This window comes from Paenibacillus sp. AK121, from assembly GCF_019042715.1.
Lineage (GTDB): Bacteria > Bacillota > Bacilli > Paenibacillales > Paenibacillaceae > Paenibacillus > Paenibacillus polymyxa_C.
On the sequence record NZ_JAHPJM010000003.1, the window covers coordinates 210,998 to 225,828 of the forward strand.

A 14,831-nucleotide genomic window follows, 5' to 3' on the forward strand; every position below is an offset into this window, starting at 1 on the left:
ATCAGAACTATATTTAAAATTTCTATTTTGACCCTATTACTGCTTTAATTGTGCCACAAAATCACGAATTTGCAAAAGCCCTTCTTCTCTGCGTGCAGAATCCTCCAGCAATGGAATGGCTTCCTCCACCTGGCGCACAATGGCACTGCCAACCACAACTCCATCGCAAATGTCTGAAAACCGGACAACCTGCTCACGATTTGAAATACCAAAGCCTATCGCCACCGGAACACTGGTATGCCGTTTGACCTGCGCGATAAAGCCCTCTATACCTTCAAAAAAAGAAGCTCTTTCTCCGGTTACACCCAGCGAAGATACACAGTATACAAATCCACGGGCCTGACGGGCAATTCGTTCGATACGCTGTTCAGACGTTGGGGCTACCAGCGGGATCAGATGCACACCCACCTCTGCTGCACGTCCTCCCAGCTCTTCTGCTTCTTCAAGTGGAAGATCCGGAATAATAAGACCACTGATACCGTGCTCCTGCAAGCCAACAAAGAAAGAATCCATTCCCATCTGCAATACAGGATTATAATATGTGAACAGAATAAAAGGCAGGTTTGAACCTGCCGCTCTAGCCAGAGACGCGGTCTCCATACAGGTGCGGATCGAAATTTGCCGTTTCAATGCACGTTCAGACGCACGCTGAATCACAGGACCGTCAGCCAACGGATCCGAATAAGGTACGCCTAGTTCCAATATATCGGCTCCGGCCGACTCTAACTGCCGAATGATCTCTATCGTAGTATCCACATCCGGGTCGCCTACCGTCAGAAAAGGAATTAATGCCGTTTTGCCTTCATGTTTAAGGCGTTCAAACGCCTGATCAATTAAATTCATGACGGATTTCCCCCTAAATACTTGATAATGGAGTCCACATCTTTATCCCCGCGCCCAGACAAACAAATAACGATAATATCATCTGAAGTCAACGTAGGTGCCAGCTTGGCGACCTGTGCAACGGCATGCGCCGACTCTAATGCAGGAAGTATTCCTTCGGCACGGCAAAGGAGCTGAAGTGCATCTAGTGCTTCCTGATCGGTAATCGGAACATATTTGGCCCGCTCAATATCTTTTAGGTATGAATGCTCCGGTCCAACACCTGGATAATCCAGTCCAGCCGAGATGGAATGCGCAGGCTGCACTTGTCCGTACTCATCCTGAAGCAGATAACTCATAGAGCCTTGGAAGACCCCTTGTGTTCCCTTGCTCATGGTAGCTGCATGGAATTCCGTCTCGACGCCTTTTCCAGCAGCCTCCACGCCAATCAAAGCGACACCCTGATCCTCTATAAAAGGATAAAACATGCCGATAGCATTGCTTCCACCACCGATCGCTGCCACGACTACATCCGGAAGTCTACCTTCCTTCTCCAAGATCTGACGGCGTGTTTCATCGCCTATCACACGTTGGAAGTCCCGCACCATCATCGGATACGGATGTGGGCCGACAGCCGAACCCAAAATATAGAACGTATCATGGACGTGGCTCACCCAATAACGCAAAGCTTCATTCCCGGCATCCTTCAGTGTACGCGTACCGGATGTCACCGGAATCACTTCTGCACCCAAAAGCTGCATCCGAAATACATTCAACTGCTGGCGAACTGTATCCTCTTCCCCCATAAACACCTTGCATTCCAATCCGAGCAATGCAGCCACAGTAGCCGTCGCAACACCATGCTGTCCAGCACCTGTTTCGGCAATAACCTTCTGCTTACCCATACGCTTCGCCAGCAATCCCTGGGCCAATGCATTATTAATTTTATGAGCGCCAGTATGGTTTAAATCTTCGCGCTTCAAGTAAATTTTAGCCCCGCCCAGATGTTGACTCAGTCGCTCCGCATGATAAAGCGGCGTTTCCCGACCCGAATAGTCTTTTAGAAGTCCGTTCAACTCTGCTTTAAATTCAGGATCATCCGCATACTTTCGGTAGGATTCCTCCAATTCAATCAGTGCGTTCATCAACGTTTCCGGTACATAACGTCCGCCAAAAGTTCCAAAACGTCCGTTGTTATCAGGTAATTGTGTCATGCCTGCTTCACCCTTTCTACGAATGCTGTGATTTTTGCAATGTCCTTGACTCCGTTCGTCTCTACACCGCTGGACACATCCAGCCCTTCGGGATGATACTCGTTAATCAGCTTTTCTGCGTTATCGGCAGTCAGTCCCCCGGCTACAAACAAAGGAATTCCATGTTGGTGAGTCCAAGCCTGATAGGCAGGAATCCGATCCCACGCAAACGTTTTTCCAGAACCGCCACCATACAGGGGATCGTATGTATCCAACAGTAAAGCATCGATCGTTCCGACATAAGCCTCCAATTCGTCCGCTCGGTATTCGATCTTCCCCTTCACGGTCTGCCCTTGGCTATCCACAGACCAGGCCTTGAATACTTGCATGCCAAAACGTTCCTTAAGCTCCCGACAACGCTGCGGACTCTCCTGTCCATGCAGCTGGATGACATCCAATGGTGCTTTCTCCATCACATCGTTTAACAGTGCGTCACTAGGGTTCACAAATACGCCCACGCTACGAGGTCTGCTGCCTGGAGTCCATTCATCCAATACGCGAAGCAACTCTCCAGCATGTGCGCCGTCAATCCGGCGCTTGCTGTCAGCAAACACAAAACCTATATAATCGACCGGTAAGTTTACCATAGATTTTAGCACTTCAACGCTTTGAAGTCCACAAATTTTTACGCCCGTTTTGTTCATGCTTTAACCCCGTCCATCAATTCGGCTACAGCCTGTCCTACATCTTCCTTACGCATCAAATGCTCCCCTACCAGAATGCCGTGCGCACCTACCGAATGCAGATACTTCACATCTTCCGGTCCTGCAATGCCGCTTTCGCTGATGAATGTAACCCCTTTAGGGATCAGTGAGATCAGCTCCTCTGTCGTCTGGAGACGGGTCTCAAATGTCCGAAGATTACGATTGTTCACACCAATTAAGGTTGCTGTCCCAAGATCCAGCACTGTTTTAAGTTCCTCACTGTCATGAACCTCTACCAATGCATCCAGCCCAAGATCCTTGGCGATTTGTAAGAATGACCCTAATACATGGGGTTCCAAGATAGCCGCAATCAACAGTACCGCATCTGCTCCTAACAGACGAGCTTCATATATTTGCCGTTCATCAATGATAAAATCTTTTCGCAGCAGCGGAATTTTCACCTGATCGCGAATTTGCTGCAAATATTCAGGACTTCCCTGAAAATACGTCACATCTGTCAGTACAGAAATGCAATCGGCTCCTGCCCCCTCATATGCACGTGCGATATCCACCGGATGAAAATCAGGTCGAATCAACCCTTTTGACGGGGAAGCCTTCTTCACTTCAGCAATCAGCCCGAGCGGACGGTTGCGTCCGCTCGCGAGCGCATTTTCGAATCCTCTCGTCACAGGTAAATCCGCAATTAAGCGTTCGGCTTTATTAATTTGAAAATGCTGCTTCAGCTGCTCCACTTCTTGTCGCTTCGTCACCACGATTTTATCAAGATACATATTGATATTCCCCCGTTGCCTGTATTAATTGATCCAGCTTGGAAAGTGCCAGTCCGGAGTCAATGGCTTCTGCTGCTCGCGCTACTCCGTCTGTCAAGGTAGCTGCTGCGCCTGAGACATAAATACATGCTCCTGCGTTCGCTAGCACAACATCACGATAGGCTCCATGCTCTCCGTTCAAAATTCTTCGTATGATATCTGCGTTAACCTGTGCATCGCCACCTAACACCTGATCTAGAGAATGTGTCTGCAAGCCCAGATCGGACGGATGAAGCTCGAACGTGTGAACCTTGCCGTCCTTGAGCTCAGATACTCGCGTCGCAGCCGAGATACTAATTTCATCTAGTCCATCCAAACTGCTGACAACCAAGGCTCGTTTGGAGCCGAGCTGGTTCAATACCTCGGCAATCACTTCCGTTTTGCCGGCATCATAAATGCCCAACAGCTGTCGATCCGCACCAGCCGGATTCGTCAATGGACCGAGCATATTGAATACTGTCCGCACACCTAGCTCGCGACGCGGCGCTGCGGCATGCTTCATAGACGGATGATACAGCTGTGCGAATAAAAAGCAAATGCCAATGCGGTCCAGACACGATCGCGCCTGATCACTTGTCAAATGAATGTTGACTCCGAGTGCCTCCAGGACATCAGCGCTTCCGGCACGGCCACTTGCAGAACGGTTGCCATGCTTTGCTACCCGTACGGAAACCGAAGCCGCGATAATAGCAGATATCGTGGAAATATTAAACTTGTGAATACCCGAACCCCCGGTGCCGCATGTATCCAGTAGACGACTGTTCCCTTCTCCAGCTTGCACTGGACTAGCGTAATTGCGCATTGCTTCGGCAAAACCGGTGATTTCATCTACCGTCTCTCCCTTGAGGCGAAGAGCCGTCAGGAGCCCGCCGATTTGCGCCTGTGTAGCACTCCCACTCATAATCTGTTCCATCACGCTACGGGCCTCCGTACGCGAAAGATGCTGTCCCTCAATGATCCGGCTTAACCCTACTTGCATCATGTCATGTCGTTCCATTGTCGTCTCCTCCTCAGAATCAGATTTTGGTGTGTTACGGAGTGTACAAATAATCTTGGTTGATGACGCTGTTGTAAGGCTGTGTCGTTGCTGGGAACATCGCTTCCGCCGTACGGATTGCTTTCAGCAGTGCCTTCGCTTTGTTCACTGTCTCCTGATACTCGCTTTCCGGTACCGAGTCCCACACAATCCCAGCCCCTGCCTGGACATAGGCCCGGTTCTTTTTAAACACAATTGTGCGAATCGTAATGCAAGCATCCATATTGCCTGAGAAGCCCAAATATCCAATTGCTCCTGCATAGGTTCCGCGTGCTTCCCGTTCCAGCTCGGCAATAATCTCCATGGCCCGTAGCTTTGGAGCTCCTGATACGGTGCCGGCAGGCAGGCAAGACAGGAAAGCATCGAAGAAATCTTTGTCCTCACGCAGCTCACCTGACACATTCGATACAATGTGCATCACGTGGGAATAGCGTTCAATCTCCATGAACGTATCACATTTCACGGTGCCAAACTGGGATACACGGCCCAGATCATTTCTTCCCAAATCGACCAGCATCAGATGCTCTGCACGTTCTTTTTCATCCTTCAACAATTCTTCAGCAAGTGCCGCATCTTCTGTTTCCGTTACACCACGCGGTCTCGTTCCTGCAATCGGCCGGGTCTCTACGCGGCCGTTTTCCACCTTGACGAGTGCCTCCGGCGAAGTGCCTACGATGATCTCGTCATCCATTTTCAAATAATACATATATGGCGACGGGTTCATCGTGCGCAGCACGCGGTATACCTGTAGTGGAGAGGCCTCTGTATCAATGTGAAAACGCTGGGACAGTACAACCTGAAAAATATCACCTGAGCGGATATACTCCTTTGCCTGCTCCACGTTTGATATAAACTGTTCCTTCGTCACATTGGATTGAATCTCACCCAGTTCCACATCATCAGGAATGGAAGCTGATCCTAATCGCTCCGGTGGGGACTGCTTGCGCAGATACTGCGCCGTGTTCTCCAACTTGCGTTCCACATCTGCATAAGCAGCACGTATGTCCTCCTCGCGGAACCCTTCACCTATATGAACATTGCCAACCAGCAAAATTTGCTGTTTCACATGATCAAAGACAATGACTTGATCACAGAACATAAAACGAATATCATCCATATTCAAATCATCTACCGAATGCTCCGACAGCTTTTCGTAATATTGAAGCAGGTCATATCCAAAAAATCCGATAGCCCCGCCTGTAAATGGAGGCATTTCTTTCAGTTTCGGACTACGGTATTTACGAAGCAATGCTTTGAGCGCTTCAATCGGCTTGTCGCTTAATATTTGCCGTTTACCGTGCTGTTCCAGAATCAATCGACCTTTTTTACCTGAGACCATTAGAAACGGGTCTGTTCCGATGAAGGAATGTCGCGCCCACTGCTCGCCTCCCTCTACACTCTCCAGCAGAAAGGCACGGTCCCGCTCAGCATACCGACGGAATATCCGAATCGGCGTCTCCATATCAGCCAGCACTTTTTTGTACACAGGAATCAGGTTAAATTCATTCGCCATTGCTATCACTTGCTCCACATGCGGCGTTAACATGAGATCACTTCCTTTCCAAATTGGCGCAGAACCCTATGGAGAGAATAAAAAAGCCTCTACCCGTAAGGTAGAGGCTGTCAGTTATTGAAATTATAAGAATGCTCCATATGTAAAATGATTACAGCAAATAGACAAAAGCATATACTCATCCCTTTGCATAACCACGCAGGTTACCTCAAATAAGCTTCTCTTTAGAAGAAAGTCTCTTCATGGACAAAAGCTTACCCGCTACCGCCGGTCTCTGTAATCTCATATGGAATTGGCTAAGGCTACACTCTTCTCATCTCAACTCTGCTCTGGCTAACTCTACTCTACTCAACTCTGCTACACACACTATATCTCATAGAATGTTACTTTGGCAACCATCAACTTCAAAAACGGGCGATTATTTCCCTTGCGAAGCCAGATCCGGTCTTAACATCTGTGCTCCGTTCAAATATACATGTTTCATTTCACGCTGAGATTTATCGGTATTCACCTGTACCATTAAACGGATGCACTTGGGCAAGCTACCAGCCACAGGAATTTCTAATGCACACATGAGTGGAACCATATCCCAGCCGTCAAGCTGACGGATGGCCATGGCTGGAAATGCAGCATCCAAGTCATGGGTCACCGTTATCCATACATTACTAATATCGTCTGGCTGAATTTCATTATAGGATACAATTTCCTCCAGCAGTTGGCTTGTCGCTTCCAAAATTTCGTTTGCTTCATTATTCGCCACGGTCGTCGCGCCACGAATTCCACGATTGTACATCGTTACGCCTCCTCTTTTAACTGTTCAATGACTTCCCGGATGTAAGAGACGGAAATATCCTTCACAACCTCCACACGCCCAATACTGCGTGGGACAACGAAAGTAATGCTGCCTTCTTTGAACTTTTTGTCATGCATCATCGCTTCAAGCAGTCGATCTGTATCGAGATGTGATGGAAGAGAAGTCGGTAAGCGCAGCGAAGACAGCATCTCCTTCGTTTCGTTTACCAAAGAAGGATCAGCCCCCAGCTTCACACCCAGAAGTGCGGAGCCGACCATACCAATAGAAATGGCTTCCCCGTGTAAAAACTCACCATATCCCGCAATCGCTTCAATCGCATGACCAATCGTATGACCTAAGTTTAGAATAGCGCGCAAATCGTTTTCTCGTTCATCGCGCGACACGACTTCGGCTTTAATGGAACATCCCTTTTCCAGTCCATACTCCAGTGTCGCCGCATACAGTGCGAGCAAATCCGTCGCATGCTCACGGCACCACTGAGCGAAATTGGCATCCCAGATCAAGCCATGCTTGATCATTTCAGCTAGTCCCGCAGATACCTCGCGAGGAGGTAATGTTGACAACGTATCTACGTCATACAGTACGAGTTCCGGTTGGTGGAAGGCTCCTATCATATTTTTTGCCAAAGGATGATTGATGCCGACCTTACCACCCACGCTGCTGTCATGGGCAAGGATTGTAGTTGGAACCTGTACGAACTTGATGCCTCTCATAAAAGATGCCGCCACAAATCCAGCCAAATCACCCACCACACCACCACCAAGAGCGATAACGGCTGAATTCCGATCCAGGCCGCCCTCAATGGCTGCTGTTATAACCTGCTCAAATACAGCAAGCGACTTGGATGTTTCACCTGGTTTAACGACAAATGATACCGTTTTGTATCCCGACTCCTGAAGATTGCTCTCCAATGCTGCCAGGTAAAATCCCGCTACATTTTCGTCTGAAACAATCAATAATGGGCTTTTTTGTGCAATTCCTCGTTCCTTCAACGACTCTCCGGCCTGATGCAACAATCCACGTCCGATATGAATAGGATAAGAACGTTCGCCAAGCTGTACCGTCAGCGTACTCATCTTAGTACTGCTCCAATTGTTGTTCATAGGATGCAATATTCGCGCGGATTTCTTCAATTGAATCCCCGCCGAATTTCTCTAGCAAAGCTTTGGCTATTTCCCAAGCTACCACATGCTCCATGACTACGCTTGCCGCTGGTACCGCACATGCATCCGAACGCTCAACCTGTGCAGTGAACGCTTCCTTCGTATCAATGTCGACGCTTTGCAGCGGCTTATAGAGTGTAGGGATTGGCTTCATTACGCCACGAACCACCACGGGCATTCCGTTGGTCATGCCACCCTCAAAACCACCCAAACGATTCGTACGACGATGATACCCACGTTCCTCATCATACAGAATCTCATCATGCACCTGTGAACCGCGTAATTCTCCTGCTTCAAACCCGATGCCGATTTCCACACCTTTAAATGCATTGATCGACATGACTCCTTGTGCGATACGCGCATCCAGCTTCCGATCATACTGTACATGACTGCCTAGACCAATCGGAACACCTTCCACGATACATTCCACTACCCCACCGACGGAGTCGCCTTCTTGCTTGATCAGGTCAATATATGCTTCCATTTTCTTCTCCGTTTCCGGATCGGTTACTCTCACCGAAGAAGCTTCTGTTATAGCAATCAGTTCATCAATCGGCAAATCGCGATAAGGAGCTTCGATTTCACCAATACGGATGACCTGACCTGCCACCTTGATTCCGAACTCAGCCAACAATTGACGAGCCAAACCGCCACATGCCACACGAATTGCTGTTTCACGTGCACTGGAGCGTTCCAAAACGTTACGAAGATCCTTCAGGTTGTATTTCATTCCGCCATTCAAATCCGCATGACCCGGACGTGGCCGATGAACCCGACGCTTCTCTTCATCACTACCTTCAATAGGCTCAATATTCATAATATTCTGCCAGTGCTTCCAATCATTATTTTCCACAACTAGCGCAATTGGTGCACCTGTGGTATATCCGTGACGTACGCCACCGGCAATCTTCGCCGTATCTTTTTCAATCTGCATACGCCGCCCCCGTCCATATCCTTTCTGACGACGGTGCAACTGAAAATTCAATTCCTCAAAATCCAATTTTAAATTACTCGGCATACCCTCTACAATGGCAGTTAGCTGGGGACCATGCGTTTCCCCCGCGGTTAAATAACGTAAACTCATGACGCGTTCCCCCTTTAAACTGTTAAACTGTGCATCGCTAAAATCTTTAACTGTGCTTCATTATAGTATACGCACCTTTCTTTGACAAGAAAAGCCACGTGTGAGGCAGATAAACAAAAAAAACACGTCCTTCAGCCAGAAGAGCTAAAGGACGTGTGCTGTTGATAAGCCAGCCATCCATTACTTAAGGATACAAATAAGTTCCTACGAAACGATGGATGGTATGTACAGGCTTATGCTTTTTTGCGATAAAAAAAGGTTTCAGTCGATTCCAGCCCGTATTGGTTAGGAGAAAAGATTTGCTCGGTACTACCGACAAATAGAACACCGCCGGGGCGAAGGCTGGCAGCAAACTTTTGATATAACGCATGTTTGGCCTCTTCTGTAAAATAAATCATAACATTTCGACAGATAATGAGATCATACCCATCCTCAAATCGATCCAGCAGCAAGTTTTGCTTTTGAAATTTCACAGCCTGTTTTAAACGGTCATCAATCCGATACATGGCACCATCTGGTTTAAAATATTTGCTAGCTACCTGCTCAGGCACATCCTTGAGCGAACGCTCCAAATATTTACCTTCCTTGGCTTTAGCCAATGCGCCATCATCAATATCGGAAGCTGTAATAGAGCAATTCCCCAAAATTCCTTTACCGTCGAGAACCATAGCTAGGCTATAGGGCTCTTCACCAGTCGAGCAGGCCGCACTCCACAGCTTAAGCTTCTGCTTTCCCACAAGCAACTGTGGCAAAATGATATCCCGTAGCACTTCCCAACGATTGGGATTTCGCCAAAACTCGGAAACATTGATCGTCATACGATCCAGAAATTCATAGAATAGAGGTTTTTCCTTCATCATGGCATCATAAAAAGAAACAAAACTGGGAAACCCGTTTTTGTTGCGAAGCGTCGTTAACCGCCTTTTCATCTGTGCTTCTTTGTATTGTGCAAGATCAATACCTGTGCTGTCCTTGATTTTGCGGATAAACGCTGTGTAATCGGGGTCCGTCTGACCCAGTTCCAGATCCGTCATGCTACCATCCTTCTTCATACGTAATTAAACTTACACCCAGGTCGCTACCGTTTTTTCATATCGAACTAATTCTTCCGGTGTGAAAAAATTTGCAATCTCGCGCTCTGCGCTCTCCGGTGAATCTGAACCATGAATGAGGTTAAACGGTGTATGTGCAGCAAAGTCTCCACGAATGGTGCCCGGAAGAGCTTCGGTTACTTGTGTTTTACCAATCAGCAAGCGGGAAAGCGTAACAATGTTATCCCCTTCCCAAACCATGGCAAATACAGGACCTGATGTGATAAAGCCTACAAGCTCTTCAAAAAAAGGCTTGCCCACATGCTCCGCATAATGCCGTTCTGCTTGTTCTCTAGATACCTGCACAAGCTTGCCAGCCGCCATTTTGAAGCCTTTGTCTTCCAAACGACTGACAATACGTCCAATCAGTCCGCGTTGTACACCATCCGGTTTAACCATCAAAAACGTACGATCCATCGGCTCACTCCCAATCCAATCTAATGTATTTATACAGTACTAATCTGTATTGTAACAGAAAGATTGGAAACGGTTAAAGTATTTTGTCACAGCAAACCTAAAATACAACTTTAGTAGGAGCGTCGTGTTACAAAATGAGCAATATCGCGCAGCGTCTTTTTTGTTTTGACATCTGGTAGTAAGTCCAGCGCGTTCAGCGCTTTATTAATATATCGGTCGGCGAGAATTTCAGCTTTAGTGATTCCTTCACTTTTTTTGATCATATCCACCGCTTTACGGGTGTCTCCTTGCCCGTCCCCATCCTGAATCCGCCGGATTTCAGCCAGCAGATCATCCCGCAGTTCGGGTTGTTCAAGCGCATAAATGACCGGAAGCGTAATATTGCCCTGTCTCATATCGCTGCCTGGCGGCTTGCCGATCTTTTTTTCTGTCCCACACAGATCAAGCAAATCATCCTGAATTTGAAAAGCCATACCTACGTTATAGCCATAGGTGTACAACAGAGAGTTGACTCTTTCCCGTGCTCCTGCAGCCATAGCTCCCAATTGGCAACTAACTGCAATCAACAATGCCGTTTTGCGCCGTATGCGCAGCAAATAATTGCGCACACTCTGATCCACATTAAAAAAATCACGTATTTGTTCCATTTCACCAATTGACATCTGTACCAACGCCTTAGACAGCACCCGGTGAATATCGGGATTCGGCAGTCCAGCAGCAATAGATAGTGCGCGTGCATATATGTAGTCCCCGGTGTACATAGCCACCCGATTGTCCCATTTGGACTTCACGGTGGGTTGGCCGCGTCTCATTTCCGCATCATCAATCACGTCGTCGTGAACGAGAGAGGCAGAATGAATCAGTTCCAGAGGTACCGCTATGCGCTTGAGCTTGTCCAGATCATATTCTCCAAACTTGCCTCCCAGCAATACAAACACGGGACGCAAACGCTTGCCCCCTGCTTTAAGCAGATGAAGCGACGTATCATTAATCAACGGCTCCCTACTGTCAATGCTGCGGTACAGCTCTTCTTCTATGAAGTTCATATCCTTTTTTAATAAACCGAACAAATCCAATCGTTTCATTCTTTCACCCGTGTCAGCGTATTGTCACTCCAGAGAAGCAGCTTCACTCGTCGGTCAAGCAGCCCCAGTTCATATGCATACTGAAAATAAAGCTCTAAACCTTGTTGTTGCTTCTCTCCAAAATCATAACACAGATTCGTAAAGTAGCGCTCCCAATAATCTTCCGAACCTCCAATTTCCTTGCAAGCTTCAGAAATAACAGGTGCCAGGTCAGACAGACTACGCTGCTTGCTTACGCGGAACGCACTCGCAATTTCAGCCACCGTAGCGGGATTCTGAGCAGCAACAGCACGTCGAACTGCCCATACAGCAAATGTCATGCTGTAGCCCGTCCAGCGTTTCCACTCTTCCCCAAGGTCGGTTACATACAGGCCTTCACTTCGCCAGGACGCCTTGATCGCGTGATCTCCAATCAGCAGCCCTGCATCTGCCTGTTCCAACATCAAATCAAGATCTGGTTCACAGTCAAAGTAAGTAGGCTGGCCTTCCCATGCCTTTTGCATCAAAATTTTCAACAAGTTCACCGATGTTGCTGAAGTATTCGTCAGTGCAATGGTGCCGTTAATGATTTCATTTAGCGGCTTGCGTGAAAATAGTAAAATGGATTGGACTGGACCGTCTGCACTAACGGATAAATCCGGCAACAACAGCATTTCCTCAGCACCTGATGCATACGCAAAGGAGGACATCGCACTCATATCCAAACTCCCATTCAGCATGCCTCGATTCAATTCAGCCGGAACTTTGGAAACCATCTCCGCCGAATGGAGAAGCTCTGAAGGATTAAAGTAATGAAAAATAGGCCAAGCGTTTGTATATTTAATTTTTCCGATTGTGATTGTCTTGGTGTCCGGTATCGGCATCGGAATCCCCCCATCTCGTAAACAGTTGATGTTCTATACGCAAGCTGTCTAATACTTTGCCTACGAGGAACAATACAATATCATCCAGCGTCTTTGGATGAAAATAAAAAGCTGGCATGGCCGGAATCATTTTGACGCCGAGTCTCGCAAGCTTAAGCATATTTTCCAGATGAATAGCATGCAATGGTGTCTCACGAGGCACAAGGATCAGCGGACGACCCTCCTTCATCATCACATCTGCTGCACGTGCCATGAGATTATCAGACGAACCGTGCGCTACCGCTGACAACGTCCCCATCGAGCATGGCATGATAATCATGGCATCGACCAAATAAGAGCCGCTTGCAATAGAAGCTCCAATATCTGTAAAGGGATGGTATACAAGAGAACCGGGACGGTCTCCGAATTGTTCATTCAAAGCTCCTTCCCGGTCAGTCACATTCCAGCCCAGCTCCTCTTTCAATACCCGCCAGCCAGCATTAGAAACAATCAGGTGAACTGTATACTGCAAGTCCAGCAGTGTCTCTACCAGTCGTACACCATAAATGCTTCCGCTCGCACCTGTAATGCCAATAACGATTCGTTTGCCTTGATGGTTGCTCACCTGATTATTCATTAGTATTGACGCACCACCAAATCAATCAGTGTAAAAGCAAATACGACAATGCTAAGTACACCGTTCATCGTAAAGAATGCCGTCTGCAAGCGACTTAGATCTTTTGGAGAAACGATATAGTGCTCATAAAATAAAATAATGTATGAAATAATCATGCCCGCCAGATACCACCAGCTCAAATCTGCAATAAAGAACAGCACAATAAATCCGATCGCCGTAATGACATGGAACACCCGGGCGATGTTCAGAGCACCTGCTACACCAAAACGGGCAGGAATAGAATAAACCCCTTCACTCTGGTCAAAATCAATATCTTGACAAGCATAAATAACATCAAATCCAGCGGTCCAAAATGCAATCGTGAGATAAAGTACGATAGCTGTCAAATCCATTTGTCCCGTTACTGCAACCCATGCGCCTAGTGGTGCCAAACCAATGGTCAAACCGAGTACAATATGGCACAGCCAAGTAAAACGCTTGGTGTAAGAGTAAAAAACAAGCATAAAAAAGGCCAGCGGGAACAGCTTGAACGCCAGCGGACTTAACTTGAATGAGGCCCAGAATAATAACAACAAGCTAACGATGATGAAAATTACCACTTCGCTCGATTTGAGCAGCCCTGCCGGGATGGCGCGTCCTGCTGTACGCGGATTTTTCCCGTCAATTACACGGTCAATCATACGATTGAAGCCGAAGGCTGCGCTACGAGCGCCAACCATAGCCAACAAAATCCAACCAATCTGCGGCCATGAGGGAAGGTTGTCCGTCACGACAACTGACCCCAATACAGCCCCCATAAATGCAAATGGGAGCGCAAATAAGGTATGTTCAATTTTAATCATTTCCAAAAAAATAGCAATTTTCTTAAACATGCAGACTCTCCTTGATTCCAATATGCAATGCCGCAATGCCTCCGGTGAGAGAATGAGCCTGAACATCCTTTAATCCGACTTCACGAAAGATGTCAGCCAGTTCATCCCTTCCTGGAAAAAGCGCCAACGAATCAGGGAGCCATTTGTACTGCTCATAACGTTTGGCGAACAATTTGCCGAGCATGGGCAAGATGTGTTGAAAATATGCGTAGTAAATTCCCTTGAACGGCTGCCAAGTAGGTTTGGACAACTCCAGACATACGACCTGCCCACCAGGCTTAACGACTCGTTGCATTTCCTGCAACACGCGGCGCAGATCAGGCACGTTGCGAAGACCGAAACCAATCGTCGCATAATCAAATGAATTGTCTTCAAAAGGTAGATCCATCGCGTTGCCTTGAACAAGCTTGATTTGCTTTTCACGGGATTCTGATGTAATCTTTCGCTCGCCAACATTTAGCATGTTCTGGCTAAAATCCAGTCCTACGATGTGACCACTTTCACTTGCACGCGCCATCGCAAGCGTCCAGTCACATGTCCCACAACAAAGGTCGATTGCCGTATCGCCGCGATGCATGTCCATCTTTTTCATTGTAAATTTCCGCCAAGCCTTATGTCTGCGAAAGCTCAGTATATCGTTCATCAAATCGTATTTACCGGCTATACTTTCAAACACGCCATGAACGAATTGCTCTTTCGGCTTGGTGTCGCTTGATCCCATGACGTTC

General features: G+C 47.5%; 16 protein-coding genes. All 16 read right to left on the reverse strand.

Annotated elements, in window-relative coordinates; translation table 11 throughout:
* Positions 1-36: 36 nt before the first annotated feature.
* The gene (gene trpA, locus KSP24_RS07230; protein WP_216974808.1) at positions 37-843 is read right to left on the reverse strand and encodes a tryptophan synthase subunit alpha; all 807 of its coding nucleotides are present in this window, start codon (positions 841-843) and stop codon (positions 37-39) included.
* The gene (gene trpB, locus KSP24_RS07235) at positions 840-2,036 is read right to left on the reverse strand and encodes a tryptophan synthase subunit beta (RefSeq protein ID WP_216974809.1); all 1,197 of its coding nucleotides are present in this window, start codon (positions 2,034-2,036) and stop codon (positions 840-842) included. The genes trpA and trpB overlap by 4 nt, the downstream gene beginning before the upstream one ends.
* The gene (locus KSP24_RS07240; protein WP_040103484.1) at positions 2,033-2,719 is read right to left on the reverse strand and encodes a phosphoribosylanthranilate isomerase; all 687 of its coding nucleotides are present in this window, start codon (positions 2,717-2,719) and stop codon (positions 2,033-2,035) included. The genes trpB and KSP24_RS07240 overlap by 4 nt, the downstream gene beginning before the upstream one ends.
* A complete protein-coding gene (gene trpC / locus KSP24_RS07245) occupies positions 2,716-3,510 on the reverse strand; it encodes an indole-3-glycerol phosphate synthase TrpC (RefSeq protein ID WP_040103483.1) in 795 nt (264 codons plus the stop codon). The genes KSP24_RS07240 and trpC overlap by 4 nt, the downstream gene beginning before the upstream one ends.
* A complete protein-coding gene (gene trpD, locus KSP24_RS07250; RefSeq protein WP_216974810.1) occupies positions 3,500-4,546 on the reverse strand; it encodes an anthranilate phosphoribosyltransferase in 1,047 nt (348 codons plus the stop codon). Before trpD ends, trpC begins: the two co-directional genes overlap by 11 nt.
* Positions 4,547-4,580: 34 nt before the next feature.
* The gene (gene trpE / locus KSP24_RS07255; protein ID WP_216974811.1) at positions 4,581-6,131 is read right to left on the reverse strand and encodes an anthranilate synthase component I; all 1,551 of its coding nucleotides are present in this window, start codon (positions 6,129-6,131) and stop codon (positions 4,581-4,583) included.
* 385 nt (positions 6,132-6,516) lie between these two features.
* The gene (gene aroH / locus KSP24_RS07260) at positions 6,517-6,891 is read right to left on the reverse strand and encodes a chorismate mutase (RefSeq protein WP_013371670.1); all 375 of its coding nucleotides are present in this window, start codon (positions 6,889-6,891) and stop codon (positions 6,517-6,519) included.
* A gap of 2 nt (positions 6,892-6,893) precedes the next feature.
* On the reverse strand, positions 6,894-7,988 hold the full coding sequence (gene aroB / locus KSP24_RS07265; RefSeq protein WP_216974812.1) for a 3-dehydroquinate synthase: 1,095 nt from the start codon (positions 7,986-7,988) through the stop codon (positions 6,894-6,896).
* 1 nt (position 7,989) lies between these two features.
* Entirely contained in the window at positions 7,990-9,159 is a 1,170-nt protein-coding gene (gene aroC / locus KSP24_RS07270; RefSeq protein WP_025675657.1) for a chorismate synthase, read from the reverse strand.
* A gap of 233 nt (positions 9,160-9,392) precedes the next feature.
* Positions 9,393-10,193: a CheR family methyltransferase gene (locus KSP24_RS07275; protein ID WP_013371673.1), complete on the reverse strand. Its 801-nt coding sequence runs from the start codon at positions 10,191-10,193 to the stop codon at positions 9,393-9,395.
* A 30-nt stretch (positions 10,194-10,223) separates the two neighbouring features.
* Positions 10,224-10,667: a nucleoside-diphosphate kinase gene (ndk, locus tag KSP24_RS07280; protein WP_013371674.1), complete on the reverse strand. Its 444-nt coding sequence runs from the start codon at positions 10,665-10,667 to the stop codon at positions 10,224-10,226.
* A gap of 110 nt (positions 10,668-10,777) precedes the next feature.
* The gene (locus tag KSP24_RS07285; protein WP_129549507.1) at positions 10,778-11,752 is read right to left on the reverse strand and encodes a polyprenyl synthetase family protein; all 975 of its coding nucleotides are present in this window, start codon (positions 11,750-11,752) and stop codon (positions 10,778-10,780) included.
* Complete coding sequence (locus tag KSP24_RS07290) at positions 11,749-12,615, reverse strand: menaquinone biosynthetic enzyme MqnA/MqnD family protein (RefSeq protein WP_216974813.1); 867 nt, start codon at positions 12,613-12,615, stop codon at positions 11,749-11,751. Before KSP24_RS07290 ends, KSP24_RS07285 begins: the two co-directional genes overlap by 4 nt.
* Positions 12,572-13,231 (reverse strand): UbiX family flavin prenyltransferase, encoded by a 660-nt coding sequence (locus tag KSP24_RS07295; RefSeq protein WP_013371677.1) that lies wholly within the window; start codon positions 13,229-13,231, stop codon positions 12,572-12,574. Before KSP24_RS07295 ends, KSP24_RS07290 begins: the two co-directional genes overlap by 44 nt.
* The gene (locus KSP24_RS07300; protein WP_013371678.1) at positions 13,231-14,103 is read right to left on the reverse strand and encodes a UbiA-like polyprenyltransferase; all 873 of its coding nucleotides are present in this window, start codon (positions 14,101-14,103) and stop codon (positions 13,231-13,233) included. Before KSP24_RS07300 ends, KSP24_RS07295 begins: the two co-directional genes overlap by 1 nt.
* Complete coding sequence (locus KSP24_RS07305) at positions 14,096-14,824, reverse strand: demethylmenaquinone methyltransferase (protein ID WP_013371679.1); 729 nt, start codon at positions 14,822-14,824, stop codon at positions 14,096-14,098. Before KSP24_RS07305 ends, KSP24_RS07300 begins: the two co-directional genes overlap by 8 nt.
* Between the last annotated feature and the right edge of the window lie 7 nt (positions 14,825-14,831).